Below are 18,876 nucleotides of genomic sequence, written 5' to 3' on the forward strand. Positions count from 1 at the left end.
AAACCGAATTAGTTTTTAGCAGCTAATTCTAATTTAGCAAGTACAGCATTGTTTAAGCTAACCTGGCTTTTTGGAGACTGTAAAGAACGGCTTCCTGTTTCTACGTTACGGGCTAATTTTAACCACTGAACTTCTAAGCGGGAAGTAGTTTTATTTTTTCTGTCTTTTCTTTTTAATCGTGTAACACCCATGATCTTAATTTCTAAATTTTTTATGAGAGGTCAGGAGCGGATTCGAACCGCTGTAAAAGGTTTTGCAGACCTCTGCCTAGCCACTCGGCCACCCGACCATTTTTTAATGTCTGCAAAAATAGCAAATTATTATTGCCACCCAATTTTATTTTAAGAAATTTCTTTTAATCTCAGAGCAAAATATTGCCGCTGAAATAGCAACGTTCAATGACTCGGCTTTGCCAAATAATGGAATTGTAACAGGCATCTGAATTAAATCTATATTTTCAGTTCGTATGCCTTTGCCTTCATTCCCTAAAACAACAATTCCTTCTGTTCCAAAATTTGTATTGTATATAGATTTTCCATCAAGCAAGGCACCATAAACGGGAACTAAACACTTTTTTAAAATACTGTTTAAATCGCCATATACTACATTTATCCGCGGAAGCGAACCCATGCTTGCCTGTACAACTTTGGGATTATAAATCTCTACAGTGTCAACAGAACAAATAATATTTTTTATTCCAAACCAATCGGCAGTACGAATAATAGTACCCAGATTCCCCGGATCCTGAATTCCGTCTAATGCGAGGGAAAAATTTCCGGCTAATTGCTGTAGATTAAAACTATTGATCTGAGGTATTTTTACCAGCGCTAAAACTTGTTGCGGGGTAGTCAAGGCGCTAATCCTGTCCAAATCTGCAGATGAAATTTGCTGCATCTTAATTTTTTGTGATAAATTGCCCAACTTTGGCATCACAATTTCATTGTAATAAATAGTATCTATAATATAATCAGAATGGAGAAATTCCTGTACGGACTTTAATCCTTCTACAATGAACAGAGAATGCTCTGTTCTGAATTTTTTTTGATGTAATGATTTAACAAAACTTATCTGAGACTTTGAAAGCATACCTGAAAACCCGTCATTTTTCCAATGCAAGTATACTGCTTTTGCTGTTGATTTTGAGTAGCTGTAATGCCAGCCGGTTTCTGCCGGATGATCAGGCATTGGTTAAAAAGGTAAACATTAAAGGAATTGATAAGCAGTTTTCTGAACAGGCTTTTTTATATGTTCAAAAAGAAGCAAGGCCAAATTCGCGTTTAAACCTTGCTCTTTACAATACTTTTAACACAAAAAAAGGAGCATATCGCACAGATCGCATTAGAAAAATAGGTGAGGCCCCCCATATTTTAGACAGTTCGCTTGTGGAAATTTCAAGAACGCAAATAGAGCGCTTTCTGGAAAGCAAGGGCTTTTTTAATGCGGAAGTAAAAAGTGATATTTCTATTAAGAATAAAAAAGCCAGCATCTTATTTACCGCTAATCCGGGACCGGAATTTAAAATCCGTTCGATAGATTATTTGATTTCTGATTCTGCCGTTGCTGCAATTTATGCAGCAAATCGTGAAAAATTTACACATATCCATTCGGGAGCCCGTTACGATTCTGATTCATTAAATTATGAGCGGGAACAGATTTTTTTAATGATGAAACGGAATGGCTATTATGACTACGTTCGTCAGTATGTTCGTTTTGATGTAGATTCTAACCTGTATTCCAGCCAGGCAGATTTAAAATTATTTCTTGCTAACCCTAAAGAAAGAGACTTTCACCCGGTTTACACCATTAATCAAAGTACTGTTTCAATTAAAAACAGCAATGGGGAAATCTCAGCAAAGGCGGATACAGCAATAATAGATTCTCAGTACAGGTTTGTAGATCATTCAGGAAAATTTAACCCCGGCCTGGTTAACCGCTTTCTTTTTATTAAGCAGGGTGATAAATATGATATTTCAAAAGAGGAACTTACTTATGATCGCTTGTACGATCTCAATGTTTTCAAAAATATTAAAATTGAATACAGTAAAACCGGTGATAGTACTTTAAGATTAAACCCCCGGATTGAGATTATTCCTCTTAAAAAAATGAGTAACCGAATTGAAGGAGAATACACTTTCAACTCCGGGAGAAATGGCTTTAATATTGGCGATACCTATACCAACCGCAATTTATTTGGCGGAGCAGAATTGCTGGAAGTTAAGGTGAAATATGGAATTTTATTCGATGCCACAGTTAAGCAGAGTTTAGTGGATAGAATATTCAGCAGGGATTTTCAAATAGGCGCAAATTTTACTGTACCTAAATTATTATCACCAATCCGCGTTCCCCAATTTGGTAAAAATGGTATTCCTCACACCACTATTTCCAGTAGTTTTCAGTTGTTTGACCAGAAAAATGCATTTTCCAACCGGGTTTTTATTAACTCAATAACTTATGACTGGGTAGAAACCAAATATAAATTCCATTCATTAACCCCTATAAATATTGAATTGAGAAAAGGCAGACTTGATCCCGGCTTTCGTGATTCACTGCTTGACCGAGGCTTTCTGCTTTACGTACGCACAAACGACCGTCAATTTTTTAACTTAAGCAGTCAATACGCTTATACGTATAATACACCGCGATTAAATACATATGGAAATTTCCTTTATTTCCGCGGAAATATAGATCTGGGCGGCAATACCATGGGTTTAATTGCCAAGGTTTTAAAGTTTGAAGAAGATCAGGACGGCTACAAAACGATATTTAACTTACCATTTCAGCAATATGTGAAGCTGGAAACAGATGTTCGTATGTATCGCTTTTTTGGAGGAGAGAAGCAATTTGTGGCCAGATTAAATCCGGGAATTGGAATTCCTTACGGGAACAGTTCTGCTCTAACCTTTGAGAAAAACTTTTTTGCCGGCGGTTCCAGCGGAATCAGAGCGTGGCAGGCCAGAACCTTAGGTCCCGGGAATTATAACAGGGCAGTTCTGTCGAGTGATGAGCTCAGAACCAATCTGCGTAACCTCGATCAGTTGGGAGAACTCAAGCTGGAAGGAAATCTGGAATACCGTTTCCGGATTTTAAACAGCTTTTTAGGTTCTAAAGTAAAAGGCGCAACATTTACTGATTTTGGAAATATCTGGCGTTTGCGTGAAACTGTTGAAAATCCGGGAGGGGAATTTAAATTCAATAAATTCTTAAATCAGATTGCAATTGGTACAGGCGCCGGTTTACGTTTCGATCTGAACTATTTTGTTTTAAGGCTAGATGCTGGTTTAAAAGTAAAAGATCCGCAATTTACCGGATCAGATCAGTGGGTTATTAAGTATCTTTTTAACTACAAGGATTTTAAAGACCGGTATGAAAAAATTACCAACACCCCGGATAAATACAGGTTGGTTCAGTACAATTTTGGTATAGGAATGCCTTTTTAATGATTAAAACTTAACCTGCAGGCCTGCATAAAAGTTGCGGCCCGGAGCAGCATTGTAAAACCTTCCTCCAAAAGCATTCAGGTCACTTCCGGGACTGTACCTCTCATTCAGAAGATTATCAGCTCCGGCATAAATTTGCAATTGGGAACCGGATTTAAGATTGATTTTATATCCTGTTTTAATTTGCACCAGATTATATTTTTCAGAATAAAACGTGTTGGCATCATTTAGTGGGATGCGGCCGTTGTAAGTATGCTGGGCAAATACATTAAAATCAGAAGGCATATCTATACTTAATGAGGTATAATGGATGTATCCGGGTACACCCGTTAAGCTGTTTCCCGAATAAGTATCGCTCCCGACGCTGTAATTATAAAGCCGGTATTTATTTAAAGTTATACTGCTTGTTACCTGCAAGCTTCTGATTAATTTGGTTTGGTTATGTTTTATAAGCCAGCCTTGAATTTCTAACTCTAATCCATATTGATTGGTTCCTCCCGCATTAACAAAATAATCATCATCCGAGTCATCAACTCTTCTCACAATTGCATTTTCAAGCCTGTAATAATAAGCCGAGAGATCTAAACGAAAACGATCATCCGTAGATTTCAGGCGCAGACCGCTTTCGTAATTCCACCCGCTTTCTGCCTCCAGATTAGAATTAATCACCTGATTTGAAGATCTGATTTCTGCCAGGGCAGGAGGAGAGAAGCCTTTGCTTAATGAACTTCTGAGCGTTAAATTCGCATTCGCGAGATAGGATATTGCAATTCTGGGCATTAACTGAGGGTCAAACTTTCGGTTCAAAAGATCAGTTGATTGCTGGCCTGCATTAAAATTGTATTTGAAATAGTTTAAACTAAGCGCAGCTTCGAAAATGAATCGGTTTGAAATTTCGGCTGAAAATCTCGAAAAATAAAAATGCTGAAAAGCTTTTAGCCGATCAGCAGATTGGAGTGTATCTTTAATCCCACCCCGGTTACCGTAATTTGCAATGTCAGAATTACTCTGCTGCACTTCCAATCCCAGATGCAATTTGGGTTTAATTAGCCCTGATCTGTTTGAAGCAAGTTCCAAATAAGATCGAAAGCCAAGATTATTTTCATCTCTGATTTCATAATTACTTATAAACGGATTTTTGAAATCTGTAAAGGAACCGAAAACTGCGGCCACATGTCTTAAGCTATTAGAAATTTTAGTTTCGTGAAGCAGGCCTCCAAAAAGTGTTTTATTATGGATTCCGGCTTTCTGATCGGCAGCACCGGGTAAGAATGCAGTTGCCGGCCTTGCCGACCTCGGATTATCCTGATATTGTGTTGCAGTTAATCCGCCAGGCGTTAAATAATTCAGATCTGAATAAAAGATCACTGAGCGAAATTCCATTCCCGGCTGATAAGACCAACGCTGTGATGCCTGAATATATTTTCGATCCAGAGAACTGTGATCACGGTATCCATTGGATTTCTGCCATGCCTCATTAAGTTTCAACTGATATTTTTCTGATTGCTTTAAAACCTCCGCATTTTGGCGAATCAAGCCGAATGATCCACCCTGTAATCCGGCGGAGACCGAGAGACTGTCAGTGCTTTTATTCATCGTTTTTAAAAGAACTACGCCACCCGAATTCGCCCCGAAAAGACTCCCGTCCGGGCCTTTTAAAATTTCAATTTCGGAAACTGAGTTGATATCTATCAGGTTCAGATAGGTATTTCCTCCCGCATCAGTTAAAGGATACTGATCCATGTAAACTTTTAAATTTCTGATTCCGAAAGGAGAGCGCAGCAAGGTTCCGCGGATAGAGAGGCGATAACTTCCGGGTGAACGCTCTTCCATACGTACACCCGGAATAGTGTTAAGTACCGGGATAAATGAATTTCCGGCCTGTTTTTTTATCTGAATCTGGTCAATAACTGCCGCGGCCGAGGGAGTTTTTAACAGGTTTTGATCTGAAAGATAACCCTGTATTAATACTTCAGATAATGGCTTTATACTGTCAGCTGTCTGGGCTCTTAGAGGAAGCTGAAGAAACACCCATCCGGCAAGAATAAATAATAGAGTCCGAATCATATTACTTTTGCGAACTCACCCGCCAGATAATATTACTTGCATCGTCTGCCACAAGCAGTGATCCATCCGGTAAAACCGTAATTCCTACGGGGCGACCATAAACTTCTTCGTTCTGTTTGTCAGAGATAAATCCGGTTAAAAAATCTTCGGGTTTGCCGGTGGGTTTTCCATTGCTAAAGGGAACAAATACAACTTTATAGCCGGAAATTTCTGATCGGTTCCATGATCCATGCTGCCCTATAAAAGCGCCTCCGCGGTATTTTTGGGGGAAAGCATTATTATCATAAAAAGCCAGTCCTAATGAAGCGGTATGAGAACCCAATGCTATATCAGGTACAATTGATTTTTTTACAAGGTCGGGTCTTTTTGGCTCGGGGCGTGGATCAACATACTGACCGAAATAGGAGTATGGCCAGCCATAAAACCCTCCCTTTTTTACACTTGTAAAATAATCAGGAACCAGATCATCTCCCAATTCGTCACGTTCATTAACTGAAGTCCATAGCGTAGAAGTTCCCGGCGCAAAGCCCATACCCACGGGATTACGAATTCCTGCCGCATATATAATTTCGCCGCTTCCGTCTAAATTTATTTCCAGAATGCAGGCTCTTCTAACCTCATTTTCCATTCCATTTTCGCCAACATTACTCCCTGATCCTACAGAAATGTAAATTTTTGAGCTGTCGGCATTGGTAATAATGTTTCGGGTCCAGTGGTTGTTGTATCCGCCGGCAGGCAATGAAAGAATTTTTGTGCCTGGCCGGGTAATTTCTGTCTGGCCATTTTCATAAGGATACTTCCATAATCCGTCTGTATTGGCTACATACAATGACTTATTGATAATCAACATCCCGAAAGGCTGATTTAAACCCGAAAGAAAAATTTTCTTCAGGTCTGCTTTTCCATCGCCATTAGAATCCCGCAAAAGGGTAATGCGGTTAGCGCTTTTATCAAACCGCTGTGATTTTGTAATTCCCAGAATTTTTGCGCCCATTTTTTTAAAGCCGCCAAGTTCTGTGTTGGCTTCGGCTACTAAAACATCACCGTTGGGGCAAACATACATCCAACGCGGACTGATAAAATCCTCGGCATACCGGTTCACCATAAATCCCGAAGGAGCGATTGGAGTTTTACCTAAGGGCCAGCCGATAACTTTACTGAAATTTCTAACTGATTTGGTATGATAGGCTGGAGGGAAATCCAGGGAATCTGAAAGTGATTTTAATACCTGATCATTATTTTGTACCGGCGTTTTTGGAGCGCAGAATTGAATACAAAACGTAATTGAAAGGATAATGGAGTAACTGAATAACTTTTTCATAATTTCTTTATATGGATTTTTTATAAACAGTATTCATCTATCCTCAATTAAAATACCGATTTAAGTCCATCAAAAACAGTCTGGAAAAATGTTGGAATGTTTAATCCATTACTCGTATTGAAAAAATACAGAAGAATTAAAAGTACCACCGCTATTAATATGAATTTGCGGAACATAGTTGCAAGAAAGATGATTATTAACGGTACAAATACCAGTATCAGCCAGTTAATTTTAAAAAGTCGGAGATCACTTTCTTTTTTTAGCACATAATACAATTTGCTGTGTGTACCGGATTCATTTTCATGACGCAGATAAATAAAGGTTGATTTATCTATTTGCTGAGGTGAAATGGCCACACCGTCATTAAATTTCAGAACCTGCTTAAATCCATTGATGCTGAACTGGAAAATTCCGCTGATATTTTCAAGAGGTCTTTCGCTTTCATCACAAGCTATAATTGCGATTTTATCATTTTTCAAAAGATTCTCTTTAACGATAAAATTGTTGATGGCAATAGATCCTGCTTTAACCGGATCACTTTGAGAAAAGGAAGTGAATGAAAAAACGGACAGGAAAAAAACAGTTAAAAAAGGGAAGAATTTCATTCAAATGATCGTTTATTGTATAATAAAAATCCGGTGTGAAACATTAGGCCATAGCGCTTTTGCTCATCATCATAATAGTTAAAACTCAAATTTACCGGTCCGGCAATGCTATGATAAACCAGCCCGGCAGTTGCAGCATAATGGCGGTCAGAAAAATATTTTCCGTATTGAGTGGATTGACCGCTAAGTAACTGAAACTCTTGAAAAGGTAAATATGCATAACCTTCCAGTCTTAAATCCAGATTTTTATAAATAGTTATAATATTTTTTAACCCGGCAGCTGCATAAGAGTTTGCTCTGAAGTTTTGCAGGTACAATGTTTTTGAGTCCTGGAAAGGATTGAAGGCAGGCGTGCTTAATGTATTTGATTTGAATGAACTTAATAATGGTTTATTACTCACTACACCCTCCAGCAGATAACCCATCGTATATTTTCTGCTTTTAAGAAAATATTCTTCGTTTATAAACTTAAAACGGAGCCAGTTTAAATTCTGATTGGTGTTTTTAATATCATTAAAAAAAGGCTCGTTACGGAATATATTGCCCGGGATATATTTTTCATTTCCATTGTAATAACTCAAACCTATTTCCCATAAAGAGCCCATACTCGCATATTGTCTTCGGTTTAATGAATTTTTATCAAAAATTAAGGAAGCCAGAATTCCATTGAATTTCTGGTTGTCTAAAATATCACCAAATGTAAATCTGTTATTTGGACTAAACTGATTGCTGAAATTTATAAAGCCGGCTTCAGCTTTAATTTTTCCATTTTTAAATGCGGGAATTCCGGCTTTAAGTGTGATTCGCCTATCTGCCTGTTCAATGTAATTTGGTTTGGAATTTTCTACAAATATCTGGCTGGTGTTTAAATAATTCCAGTGATTATAGGTGAATTCTGTTTCAAGGAAAATAGGCACATGCGTGGGAATATCCATGCGTGATGTAATTTGTGCGGATTCATAAAAACTGCCTGAATAAAAATTTGCTGTAAACGTATATGAATTTGAATGCAGAAAATTATATTGAAGTCCCATATAAGCATTGCTCAATGGCCTTGTTGAGACTACTCCGCCAAGATCAACATTGAAATTTTTTTGCGGCTGTACCTGTAACTCAAAATCATAAGCATCCTTTTGCGGCTGATAACTTATGCGTGGATATACGGTTTCAAAATTATCATCTGCTACCAATTTATAGTAGCCTTTTTTTACACTTTCGAGGCTAAGGTCTTTTGAATTGCTGTTAAAAACACGTTCTACATAATTTTTTTGTGATGAATTTACGCCCGTGGCTTTTACACTGCTAAAAGTTAAAGGAGGATTGCGGTTCACGAATTTTGAACGCCTGGCTTTTAATTCTGCATCAGAAATTCTTCTCTGCACAGCTTTTAAAATATTGGGCATATCAGCCATGGTTGCATCGTAACCTTCTTTAATTAATTGTTCAACCGGTTTAAAGTTTGTAGAAGTAAAATTTCTCATATCCGGTTGGATATAAGCACCGTTTTTTCCTATTGAAGTAGAATCCGTATTAGACAGAAAAAGATAAATCAGAAATCGGTTCATCAATTTTTCATCACTATCTTTTGGATATTCATTGTAAATTTTTGAGGATACATTGGTCCCGATGATGTAATCCGGTTTAAATTCCTCTTTCATTACATTTACAGGGAAATTGTTATAAAGTCCTCCGTCAAACACGTACTGATTTTCCACTTTTACCGGCCTGTAAATTAAAGGAACTGTAAAAGTTCCGCGAATAGCTTCTACAAGGCTGCCACGCTTTACAGCAATAGATTTCTGAGAAAATACATCGGCCACCATGCACCTGAATGGAACAAACAAACTGTCAAAATCATCACGAGCATTCGCTGATGATTGAGCCAATAATTCGAGCAGCGCAAAATTGAGCGGAATATCATTAATCAGGTTAGAGCGGATACGGGCATTAAAACCAGTGTCTATCTGAAGTTTTGCAGTAATTAATGATGGGTTGTCTGGTTTTTTCTTAAAAAAATAGCCGTAATCACTTTTATAACGTCCGTTAACCCATTCCTGAAAATCTGTACTTAAAGCAACATATTCTATTTCGGATGGGGAATATCCTGCGGCATACATGGCGCCTACAATTCCTCCCATAGAGGTTCCTACAATATAATCAATAGGGATCTGATTTTCTTCTAATGCTTTCAGAACACCAATATGAGCCAATCCTTTTGCTCCGCCCCCGCTAAATACCAGTCCTACTTTTTGAGCGGATACAGAACGAAAGCAAAATATTAAAAAGATGAAAAGTATTGGTTTTCTCATAATTAACTAACTCTCCTAAATTTAATGTTTTTAGAGAAGAAGTTAAGCCCTATTTACCTAATAAAGCTTTAATCTTTACAGGCAGCAGGCTTTAAAATGATAGCTCCAAATTTTAATGAATCGATTTCTTTAAAAACCATTTGTCCATTTTTTTCCTCCACCTCTGTAAATCCTTCCAGCAAATCAGTTCCTTTTTTAAGAAAAGCTACCTGTCTTACAGATTCGGTTCCTTCTGACATAAATGTATAATCGGCAATCAGTGTATCGCCTCTCATTTTACCTTTTATAATTCCGGTATTTTTGTCTTTTTCGTAAATATTATAATTCAAATTTCCGATAACGAAACCGGCAGAATCGTTCATCTGAATATTTATAAGATCTTTTTTATTATCATAAGAATAGCAGATTGAACTTTTGATTGAGTCTGCATTCTCCTCAGCATATTTAACAGTTGTTGAATTGCAAGCATTCAGGGTAACAGTCAAACCAGTCAGGATTAAAAATAATGGCTTCATATTAATTTAGTTAGGATCAGATTTAAATATCTGCAAAAATCGTTCAATTTTCTTACTGACTCAGAATCATGGCAATTCCAAAAGCAAAAATCGATACTACAAGTCCGTACATAAACACATTATACGAAATTCTTAAAAGCTTGTATTTTTTGCCAAGCACAATACCCTGCTGATGCAGATTTTTAATCAGGCTGTTGTATAAAAAATCACGGTCCTCCATTAACAAAGCCATCCCGTCAGAATACTCATTAAGTCCCATTTTATAAAAATTTCCAAAAAACAACAGATTTACATTTTTACTTTTTATTTCTTCTTTGGAGAAAATACCCGATGGGATATTTGGCCGCGTAGCCAATATTGAAAATACAATTGTAATTACATTTACAATTAACAATACGGCTACCGCTATTGTTAAATAATAATCTTTACCTAAGTTTCTAAACAAAACGGAGAGTAATACGGAGATGATAATCGAGTTGACAGTTATCATAATATGAGCTTTACTGTCTGCCATCTGACTCAATGCCTGATGGTTATTCGAACTGATCCGAAACATGGTTTCAATACCACGACCTGGTCTTTTATTGTTTTTCCCTGTGTGAGTTGATCCAGCTGGTTTCTCACCCGGAATACCCGCTGTAGACACGGTTTCTGAATTGATCACATTTTCGTTCATCAGAATTTCCAGGTTTTTTTTCTGTTCATCAGCCAGCAATTGCTGCGCATAATCTGTTTTAAAACGGTGATTTTGTAAAAGTTGCAGATTCTGCTGCTTCCAAATTTCTTTTGAAATTTTCTTTCCGCTCATCAGAGCTAATTCCTTTCGGAGTAATTTACTTTTAACCAAAAAATCTTCTTGTCCCAGATAAAACATTAGTGCATCACAAACTATTCTTTCGTTTAAATTTTTAGGTTGCTGCGGAATCCGGGTTGCCAAAATTGCGCTCTTTATATTTTTTATGCAATCTTCATCAACGGCTATTTCGCTAAGAAATTTACCGGCTAACTGAGCTGCTTTCTTTTCCTGAGGTTCACGGCTATCCAAATGAGCAATAACCTGGAACCAGGCTGCCGCCTCTATTATAAATTTGCTTTTAAGATCAAGTTTATAATGATTTGCTATTTGAAGAGCCGAATCCACAATATTTTCGGCATACTGCAGATTGTGATAAATCCGCTTTGGATTCAGGTGATCTGCAAAATAATTCCTGATAAATTCCTTAACCTGGGTTATTGCTTTTTGATAAATCATACCTGATCAGTAGAATATGTGTTACATGTTTTTACTTGAAATCATTTTCGGGTATCTATAAATATCGAACTTTTAAAATTAAATAATGAAACGATTTAATTGGCTTGTAACCTTGATGTTAACCTCATGAATTTTTATATTTAAACAGAAATAAGAATTCTTTTTAAGGCTTTTACCTTTAAATTATTTTGTCATGAAAATATTAAAAAGGTTAGTAAACAATACTATTTATTGTTTACCAAATACAAAATGGATTTTAATTTTAATTATTTATGCCTGTTTACTGTTTAGCGGTTTTAGTTGCAATGACGATAACAGTTTTGCTCCTGTGCAGGCAAATAATGAAGAGGCGAATCCAAATTTTTCTGATGGAGATGGCCAGCCTAAATCAGAATCCGTTTTAAGAATAATGTACCTCACAAATTTCAATGATCCTGATAAAAACCAGCTGGCGCAGCTTCTATGTAATGAAAATTATAAAAAGCTAGTTTTCCAGTTTTTTAAGAACAGAGAGGAGAAACTTACTTTGGCTGCCTTTGCAGGAAAATTAAACGATAAAGGGTATAACCCGAATTTCCAGATATTAAATGTAGTGGATGATATTATTGTGGAAGACATTCAGGGAAAAGAAGTTTTTCTTGGCGAGCTTGAAATGGAGAATAATTCTGCTTTTAAACTGCTTAAAGAATCTTTAAACAAAGGTGCAAAAAATGATACCACAAAGAATTATATACTGTTTACCCCTACACTCAGACCCTATTCAGCCCGGCGTTATACTGTAGAATTTACCATCAGGTTTACAAATTCACTCCGGGGTCTGGATTCTCAGCTTCTTCCCGGATCTTTTAAATTAAATCCTTCTCCTCCTTACAGCCGAACTCAATAAATTCAATTTGATTTTAATGTAAGCATTAAGCAAATCCCAGGATTTTAAATAAAAAATATTAGCGACAGTGCTGAATCATAAATTGAATTGGCCAAAAGCTTATGTTCTTCACTTCCTAGACCTGTAGGTTGGACTTTATTTGTGCAAAAAAATGTTACTGATACACAGATTATTTCAATAATTTGAAAAAGCAGGGCTTTATATTAAATTTAATAAAGAATGATTTCATAAACATATTAAACAAAAATATATGTTACTCATACTCTCATTTCTTCAGTTGTTTTTTCAATTGAATGCACCCATTGATAAAACGATACCAACTTACTATCTCACCAGAATTGAGCTTATTCAGCTTCTGGGACCTAATTCACCTTCGGGTCAAAGAAGTAAAACAACTGCTTTCAAATTTTACCAGGAAGGTGATTTATTAAAATTGCATGCATTTGCCGGGAGGAATATTAATAATGACTTTACTACCAAAATAGAATTAGGAATTCATCCTGGATTACGACATGAAACCCTTTCCGGCGATTTTTATGTGGGAGATGTTGAGTTTAGTGTGCGTAATAGGGGGAATGGAAACCGGAATGATATGGATGATTTGAGAGCATTATTGAATAATGATAGTAACATCAGGTTTGTTCTTTTGCGCCCCTTAATTAAAACTTTTACAATAAACGGAATCCCCCATCCTACATTAACTTTTGAAATTTATCCGGCAACAGACTTAAGTACTACTTCATATGAAGCTTTAATAGCAGTTCCTCCAAGTATAAGCAGTCCAAATCCATCTCCACCGTATGGCCGGTCCCAATGAGGAATTACTTTATATACATATTTAATTGGTCTGAGGTATGGGCACTGCTCATACCTTTGTTTGTCTTACTAATCCGCAGAAAACAGCCTAAATACTTACAGCCGGTAATATTTTATTTATGGATTGCACTTTTGATTAATCTCACAGCAGATATTATTGGTGATTTTAAAGTCTATTTTCCTTATTGGCTTCAAAGTAACAACGTATTATATAACCTTCATTCTATTATCCGCTTTACCTGTTTTAGCTATTTTTTTATTCTTCTTCCACAGTCGTCATTTACCCGGATTAAGAAAATTCTTCCATCCATATTTATTCTTTTTATAACTGTTAACTTTAGTATAGCAGAATATTTTTTTTATGAGGATCATCTGAGCGGCAACTTACTTGCTGCAGAAGCCTATCTTCTGCTGATTTATTGTATGATTTATTACCTGTCGCAGTTAAGGGAAGATATAGAAATATTAACACGGGGAAAAGATTTTTGGATAGTTACGGGTCTGAGTATTTACGTGGTATCTAATTTTTTTGTATTCCTTTTTTATGTGCCCATGATAACTGAAAACATGAATCTGGCCGCCAATATGTGGAATGTTCATAATGCCTCCTATATCCTGCTTTGTTTATTCATAGCCCGGTCATTCTATGTTTCTGCTTGAACTGAATATCGAAACCAGAGTAATTATTGGCATATCAGCCATGGTATTGCTATTTTTTAGTTTCCTGATTTTGTTTATCAGCAGTCAGCGCAAAAAGCTTCAGTATCATAAAAAGCTTCAGTCAATGCATAATAAACAACAGCAAATTCTTTCAGAACAAAATGTTTTATTGGAAAAAAGGGTAAGAGAAAGAACCATGGAACTTTCCAAGCAAAAAGAGGCTCTTCAAAATACACTTACAGATTTAAAGGCAACCCAATTGCATTTGGTGCAAAGAGAAAAAATGGCTTCACTCGGAGAGTTAACAGCCGGCATTGCTCATGAAATCCAGAATCCATTAAATTTTGTGAACAACTTTGCTGAAGTATCTGCCGAGCTGCTACAGGAATTGCATAATACTATTTTTCTAAAGCTACCAAAAGAAGATCAGCAAGAAGCAAATGAAATTTATGCTCATGTAATTCAAAATCTCGGGAAAATAAGTCACCATGGCAAGCGTGCCGATTCTATTGTTAAAGGAATGCTGCAGCATTCCCGGGTAAGTTCCGGACAGAAAGAGTTTACAGATATAAATGAGCTTGCTGATGAATATTTGCGTCTGAGTTATCACGGTATCAGAGCGAAAGATAAAAGCTTTAATGCTACTATGCATACAGATTTTGCACCTGATATTCCTAAGCTCTCTATTATCCCGCAGGAGATTGGCCGGGTATTGCTCAATTTATATAACAATGCTTTTTATTCGGTAACAGAAAAATTTAAACGGCATCCCCAAATTAATTATGAGCCGGCTATTTTTGTCAGCACAGAAAGTGCTGACCGTCGCGTGATTATTCGAATAAAGGATAACGGTCTGGGAATACCGGAGAATGTATTGCAAAAGATCTTCCAACCGTTTTTTACCACAAAGCCTACCGGTCAGGGAACCGGTCTGGGTTTATCTTTAAGCTACGACATAATTAAAGCCCATGGCGGAGAATTGAAAGTAGATACAATAGATGGCCAGGGAGCAGAATTTATAATTTATCTCCCGGTTTAAATTAGTTTTGTTTATTGAGCTTAGGGGAGGTTAATTAGTTGAAAATCTAATAATTAAGATGTAAATTAATTAAATAAAAGCATGGCGAATTTATACTGAGATATATCCTGAATTATATGTCATTTGAATTGTATTCTGCACCTCTTCTGGTATTTTTACTGATCCGTTATCTGCGGCGGACATTGCGTGCTGATCATTTATTGCCCCAATGGGATCATCTGTTTAAAAAATCACTCTATATAGTGGTTCTCTTGTTTATCCTCGAACTCATTTTCCCAATTAAATTCATAACTGCCTGGGTATGGAGTGCAGCCCTTTTATTTATGATCTGGTTAACGTTTACACGTCAGGAATTTCAATTAACCCGAACGGTGATGGTTGCCGTGCTGCCCCTCATTCTTATTTCTTTTTTCGAAGATTTTGTAAAGATTTTTGGTGAAAAATTCCAGGATCGTGTTTCTAATTATTCCTCATCCTACCTTTATCCTTTTGCAGTTATTTGGCTTATTGCCATGCTTATTGTATCACATAAACAGAAAAAAGCTTTAGATAAAGAACGAAAAAGGAGGGCAGAAGAAGCGGAACGCAGCCGGATGATGGCTCAGAAAAAAGCCGAGCTGGAACAAATGGTTGAAGAAAGAACTGCCGAATTAACCCAGCAGAAAAAAGAACTGCAGCAAACAATTGATGAACTTCATACCACACAGACACAGCTTATCCAATCAGAGAAAATGGCTTCTCTGGGTGAATTAACGGCAGGCATTGCTCATGAAATTCAAAATCCGCTGAATTTTGTAAATAATTTTTCTGAAGTAAGTGTAGAGCTGATTGATGAAATGCAAAAAGATCTTCAGAACGGGCAGGCGGAAGATGCGCAGAGCGTTGCAGAAGATATCAGGCAAAATCTCATTAAAATAAGTCACCATGGCAAACGTGCCGATGCCATTGTTAAAGGGATGCTGCAACATTCCAGAAGTCATTCTGGCCAAAAAGAGCCCACCGATATAAATGCTTTGGCCGATGAATATTTGCGTTTAAGTTACCATGGTTTGCGGGCAAAAGACAAATCATTTAATGCATCAATGGTTACAGATTTTGACCATGAATTAGGTAAGGTGAATGTTATCCCGCAAGACATGGGAAGAGTTATTCTTAATTTATTTACCAATGCTTTTTATTCTGTTAAAATGAAACAAAATCAACAGAAAGAGGGCTATTCACCATTGGTTTCTGTAAGTACGAAAAGGGTAAATGTACCATCTAAAACAGGTTTAAATGGTACCAAGCATCTGGTTGAGATCAGGGTAAAAGATAATGGGGTAGGTATACCAAAAAAGGTTCTGGATAAAATTTATCAGCCATTTTTTACTACCAAACCAACCGGCGAAGGAACGGGTTTGGGGCTGTCATTGAGTTATGAAATAATTAAGGCACACCAGGGAGAATTAAAGGTTAATACTAAAGAAGGAGAATTTGCTGAATTTATTATTCTGCTGCCGGCTTAACCAGGTTATTTAAGGTTTAATCATGAAAAGTACATATGAAAATTTTGGCCGTTGATGACGAAAAAGATATGCAATCCTTGTTTGAACAGCGTTTCAGAAAAGAGATTCGCAGCAAAATGGTTGAGTTTGCATTTGCCTCGTCGGGCGAAGAAGCGCTCGAATATTTGAACGTACATACACATGAGGCTGTATTGATTCTGTCGGACATTAATATGCCGGGCATGAGCGGTTTAGAGCTCTTAAAATTTATAAAACAAAAATATCATACACCACCTCCAATCGTCATGATGATTACAGCCTATGGAGACGCTGATAATTACAATCAGGCTATAGAGCTTGGAGCAGATGATTTTTTAACAAAACCTATTGACTTCGACCTGTTGAAAAAGAAATTAAAACTTGCAAATTATGCCTAAAATATTAGTTGCTGATGACGAAGCCGATCTGGAAGTGCTTATCAAACAGAAATTCCGCCGGCAGATAAGGGATAAAAAATATGAGTTTTATTTTGCTCTTAATGGCATGGAAGCATTAACCATATTGGAAAATAATCCCGATATCACTATTTTATTGAGTGATATAAATATGCCCGAACTGGATGGCCTCAGCCTGCTCAGTAAACTCAGCGAATCCAGCTCGCTTGTAAAAACGGTCATGGTTTCTGCTTACGGCGATATGGAAAATATACGCACCGCTATGAATCGCGGAGCGTTTGATTTTGTGTGCAAGCCCGTTAATTTCGAAGACCTCGAGTTAACCATCGAAAAAACTATTCAGCATGTAAACCAGATTAAAAATACCCTGCAGGCAATTAAAGAAAATAATATTCTGCGCATGTACGTGGATGAAACTGTGCTCAATTTTATGAGTCGTCAGGATGTTGAAACCACCCTGTTAGCAAATGAAACGGTAGAAGCTACCGTAGTTTTTTTGGATATTTGCAGTTTTACTTCATTTGCAGAGAAAGAGCCGGCCGACAAAGTTGTGAAGCTTCTGAACAGGTATTTTGAAGTGATGGTGAAAGAAATAATTGCCCAAAACGGGCATGTTGATAAATTTATGGGCGATGCGATTATGGCTGTATTCCGGGATGATTTTCACCTTGACCGGGCCGTAGAGGCAAGTCTTGCAGTTCGAAAAGAAATAGATGAATTGCCCAGCACTTCAGATGATCAGAATTTTAGCCCGAAAGTAGCTATTGGAATAAAAAGCGGCGAGGTAATTTCCGGAAATATCGGTTCGGCAAGTTTGCGGCGGCTGGATTATACTGTTATTGGAGATGTTGTAAATACAGCTCAAAGACTGCAAACCCGGGCTAAAGCAAGCCAGATTCTGATTGATGATCATGCTTACGAGCAAATACGGCAATCTTTTAACTGTAAAATTGTAGGAGAAGCAGCGCTTAAGAACAAGAAGACACCTATTCTCATCTACGAGGTTTTAAGCTGATAATACTATATTGATCAAAAAATCCACTCCCCAAATTATAGCCCGAAATTTGTATGTTTAAGTTTTTGATACCCTAAAGGGTGATTTAAAACTGTATGAGATTAATTTTTGGATGTTTCCTGTTGCTTTTCCCCCTTTTATTTAGTTCCTGCGACTACTCCGGTCAAAAATATTTAAAACCCAAACCTTCTTTTGAAAAAGTTAAAGGCATTGGTTATACAGAAGTCAGGCGAAGTTTTAATTCTGGCTTAGCTTTCAGTCCTGCCGGATTTTATTTAGAACCATCCTGGAAAATGAAGTTCATTCTAAAAGATTCCGTCAGGCTCTTTAATCCGCTCGACAACCGCAGCTATAATTTCCATGTACATTTTGATCATGATTCGGTTATTTATATGGCCAGGGTATGGATGCGGGTAAAAAAAGTGAGTTCTGATAGCCTGGTATTCCGGATATTAAGCGTAAAAGACAGAAGTATCACAGAAACTGGTCCGAATATGACTTTTTATGCAGATAAATATATCCGCAATAAATTAAAAACCTGGCCGGAGATTTTACAAATGCCGGCTAAAAAAGATTCATTGTTTGTTAAATCGCGAATACGCGATTTAAATCAGCATGCAGATAGTATATTTCTACCTCAAATTCCTGTCAGAATAGAAAGTTTAGATGCCAAAATTCAGGTTAAGAAAAAGGAGAATTCGGTGGGAAGCAAAAAAAATATCTTTGCTTCAGAAGATCCTTATCAGCCTGAATATTCTATTGTGATCAATAAAGCCTACCGCGATTTTAACTATTCATTTCTGGGAATTGTTGATTATAAAGGCAACATTAACTTTAAATCATCAACTGTATATATCATGCCCGAATTTCAGGAAACGCGTCTACGTACCATTAAGGGAATTATTGATGTATATCTGAAACCTTCACTGAAAGTTGAAGCAGCAAGAACACTTGGCATACAGCATAACAGTATGATTTTGATCAATGTAAAAGGAATAAAATAAAATTCATTTTT

The 18,876-nt window shown here is 36.9% G+C and carries 17 protein-coding genes and 1 tRNA gene; 9 read left to right on the forward strand and 9 right to left on the reverse strand.

Features of this window, described 5'->3' with window-relative positions; genetic code table 11:
- Positions 1–8 precede the first annotated feature (8 nt).
- From G521_RS0111695 to G521_RS0111705, 3 genes are all read right to left on the reverse strand, one after another.
- A complete protein-coding gene (locus tag G521_RS0111695) occupies positions 9–191 on the reverse strand; it encodes a hypothetical protein (protein ID WP_026898709.1) in 183 nt (60 codons plus the stop codon).
- A 27-nt stretch (positions 192–218) separates the two neighbouring features.
- Positions 219–289: transfer RNA gene (locus G521_RS0111700), tRNA-Cys, on the reverse strand.
- Positions 290–336: 47 nt separating this feature from the next.
- Positions 337–1,185 (reverse strand): TrmH family RNA methyltransferase, encoded by an 849-nt coding sequence (locus G521_RS0111705; RefSeq protein WP_309425080.1) that lies wholly within the window; start codon positions 1,183–1,185, stop codon positions 337–339.
- On the opposite strand from G521_RS0111705, the gene tamL reads away from it, so the two are divergent.
- Complete coding sequence (tamL, locus tag G521_RS0111710; protein WP_026898711.1) at positions 1,140–3,437, forward strand: translocation and assembly module lipoprotein TamL; 2,298 nt, start codon at positions 1,140–1,142, stop codon at positions 3,435–3,437. The two genes, G521_RS0111705 and tamL, sit on opposite strands and share 46 nt — an antisense overlap.
- 3 nt (positions 3,438–3,440) lie before the next feature.
- Here tamL and G521_RS0111715 read toward each other — a convergent pair whose 3' ends face one another.
- From G521_RS0111715 to G521_RS0111740, 6 genes are all read right to left on the reverse strand, one after another.
- A complete protein-coding gene (locus G521_RS0111715; protein WP_051189715.1) occupies positions 3,441–5,504 on the reverse strand; it encodes a TonB-dependent receptor in 2,064 nt (687 codons plus the stop codon).
- Position 5,505: 1 nt separating this feature from the next.
- On the reverse strand, positions 5,506–6,825 hold the full coding sequence (locus tag G521_RS0111720) for a PQQ-dependent sugar dehydrogenase (RefSeq protein ID WP_026898713.1): 1,320 nt from the start codon (positions 6,823–6,825) through the stop codon (positions 5,506–5,508).
- Positions 6,826–6,872: 47 nt separating this feature from the next.
- A complete protein-coding gene (locus G521_RS0111725; RefSeq protein WP_026898714.1) occupies positions 6,873–7,430 on the reverse strand; it encodes a hypothetical protein in 558 nt (185 codons plus the stop codon).
- Positions 7,427–9,739, reverse strand: coding sequence for a patatin-like phospholipase family protein (locus G521_RS0111730; RefSeq protein WP_026898715.1), 2,313 nt, complete (start codon positions 9,737–9,739; stop codon positions 7,427–7,429). The genes G521_RS0111725 and G521_RS0111730 overlap by 4 nt, the downstream gene beginning before the upstream one ends.
- Before the next feature lie 68 nt (positions 9,740–9,807).
- Positions 9,808–10,254 carry a hypothetical protein gene (locus tag G521_RS17105; RefSeq protein WP_051189716.1) on the reverse strand — a complete coding sequence of 149 codons (447 nt, stop codon included), beginning with the start codon at positions 10,252–10,254 and terminating at the stop codon, positions 9,808–9,810.
- A 52-nt stretch (positions 10,255–10,306) separates the two neighbouring features.
- On the reverse strand, positions 10,307–11,506 hold the full coding sequence (locus G521_RS0111740) for a Pycsar system effector family protein (protein WP_026898716.1): 1,200 nt from the start codon (positions 11,504–11,506) through the stop codon (positions 10,307–10,309).
- A 193-nt stretch (positions 11,507–11,699) separates the two neighbouring features.
- Here G521_RS0111740 and G521_RS0111745 point away from each other — a divergent pair, with 193 nt between their 5' ends.
- The 8 genes from G521_RS0111745 to G521_RS0111780 all read left to right on the forward strand — a co-directional run bounded on the left by G521_RS0111745 (position 11,700) and on the right by G521_RS0111780 (position 18,865).
- Positions 11,700–12,392, forward strand: a complete 693-nt coding sequence (locus tag G521_RS0111745; RefSeq protein ID WP_026898717.1) for a hypothetical protein — start codon at positions 11,700–11,702, stop codon at positions 12,390–12,392.
- A 250-nt stretch (positions 12,393–12,642) separates the two neighbouring features.
- Positions 12,643–13,209: a hypothetical protein gene (locus G521_RS0111750; RefSeq protein WP_026898718.1), complete on the forward strand. Its 567-nt coding sequence runs from the start codon at positions 12,643–12,645 to the stop codon at positions 13,207–13,209.
- A gap of 131 nt (positions 13,210–13,340) precedes the next feature.
- A complete protein-coding gene (locus G521_RS0111755) occupies positions 13,341–13,868 on the forward strand; it encodes a hypothetical protein (protein ID WP_220096069.1) in 528 nt (175 codons plus the stop codon).
- Positions 13,855–14,907 (forward strand): sensor histidine kinase, encoded by a 1,053-nt coding sequence (locus G521_RS0111760; protein WP_026898720.1) that lies wholly within the window; start codon positions 13,855–13,857, stop codon positions 14,905–14,907. The genes G521_RS0111755 and G521_RS0111760 overlap by 14 nt, the downstream gene beginning before the upstream one ends.
- Before the next feature lie 116 nt (positions 14,908–15,023).
- Complete coding sequence (locus G521_RS0111765; protein ID WP_026898721.1) at positions 15,024–16,412, forward strand: sensor histidine kinase; 1,389 nt, start codon at positions 15,024–15,026, stop codon at positions 16,410–16,412.
- Positions 16,413–16,447: 35 nt separating this feature from the next.
- Positions 16,448–16,828, forward strand: a complete 381-nt coding sequence (locus G521_RS0111770; RefSeq protein ID WP_026898722.1) for a response regulator — start codon at positions 16,448–16,450, stop codon at positions 16,826–16,828.
- Positions 16,821–17,861 carry an adenylate/guanylate cyclase domain-containing protein gene (locus tag G521_RS0111775; RefSeq protein WP_026898723.1) on the forward strand — a complete coding sequence of 347 codons (1,041 nt, stop codon included), beginning with the start codon at positions 16,821–16,823 and terminating at the stop codon, positions 17,859–17,861. The genes G521_RS0111770 and G521_RS0111775 overlap by 8 nt, the downstream gene beginning before the upstream one ends.
- Positions 17,862–17,956: 95 nt before the next feature.
- Complete coding sequence (locus G521_RS0111780) at positions 17,957–18,865, forward strand: hypothetical protein (protein WP_026898724.1); 909 nt, start codon at positions 17,957–17,959, stop codon at positions 18,863–18,865.
- Positions 18,866–18,876 lie beyond the last annotated feature (11 nt).

Origin of the sequence: Daejeonella oryzae DSM 19973, from assembly GCF_000422945.1 — a bacterium.
GTDB lineage: Bacteria > Bacteroidota > Bacteroidia > Sphingobacteriales > Sphingobacteriaceae > Daejeonella > Daejeonella oryzae.

Bases quoted from the DNA above. Each gene is read 5' to 3' on its own strand.
- G521_RS0111740 (WP_026898716.1), bottom strand. From the start codon at position 11,506: ATGATTTATCAAAAAGCAATAACCCAGGTTAAGGAATTTATCAGGAAT.
- G521_RS0111715 (WP_051189715.1), bottom strand. From the start codon at position 5,504: ATGATTCGGACTCTATTATTTATTCTTGCCGGATGGGTGTTTCTTCAG.
- G521_RS0111765 (WP_026898721.1), top strand. From the start codon at position 15,024: ATGTCATTTGAATTGTATTCTGCACCTCTTCTGGTATTTTTACTGATC.
- G521_RS0111750 (WP_026898718.1), top strand. From the start codon at position 12,643: ATGTTACTCATACTCTCATTTCTTCAGTTGTTTTTTCAATTGAATGCA.
- G521_RS0111730 (WP_026898715.1), bottom strand. From the start codon at position 9,739: ATGAGAAAACCAATACTTTTCATCTTTTTAATATTTTGCTTTCGTTCT.
- G521_RS0111720 (WP_026898713.1), bottom strand. From the start codon at position 6,825: ATGAAAAAGTTATTCAGTTACTCCATTATCCTTTCAATTACGTTTTGT.
- G521_RS17105 (WP_051189716.1), bottom strand. From the start codon at position 10,254: ATGAAGCCATTATTTTTAATCCTGACTGGTTTGACTGTTACCCTGAAT.
- G521_RS0111695 (WP_026898709.1), bottom strand. From the start codon at position 191: ATGGGTGTTACACGATTAAAAAGAAAAGACAGAAAAAATAAAACTACT.
- G521_RS0111745 (WP_026898717.1), top strand. From the start codon at position 11,700: ATGAAAATATTAAAAAGGTTAGTAAACAATACTATTTATTGTTTACCA.
- G521_RS0111705 (WP_309425080.1), bottom strand. From the start codon at position 1,185: ATGCCTGATCATCCGGCAGAAACCGGCTGGCATTACAGCTACTCAAAA.
- G521_RS0111780 (WP_026898724.1), top strand. From the start codon at position 17,957: ATGAGATTAATTTTTGGATGTTTCCTGTTGCTTTTCCCCCTTTTATTT.
- G521_RS0111775 (WP_026898723.1), top strand. From the start codon at position 16,821: ATGCCTAAAATATTAGTTGCTGATGACGAAGCCGATCTGGAAGTGCTT.
- G521_RS0111725 (WP_026898714.1), bottom strand. From the start codon at position 7,430: ATGAAATTCTTCCCTTTTTTAACTGTTTTTTTCCTGTCCGTTTTTTCA.
- G521_RS0111760 (WP_026898720.1), top strand. From the start codon at position 13,855: ATGTTTCTGCTTGAACTGAATATCGAAACCAGAGTAATTATTGGCATA.
- G521_RS0111770 (WP_026898722.1), top strand. From the start codon at position 16,448: ATGAAAATTTTGGCCGTTGATGACGAAAAAGATATGCAATCCTTGTTT.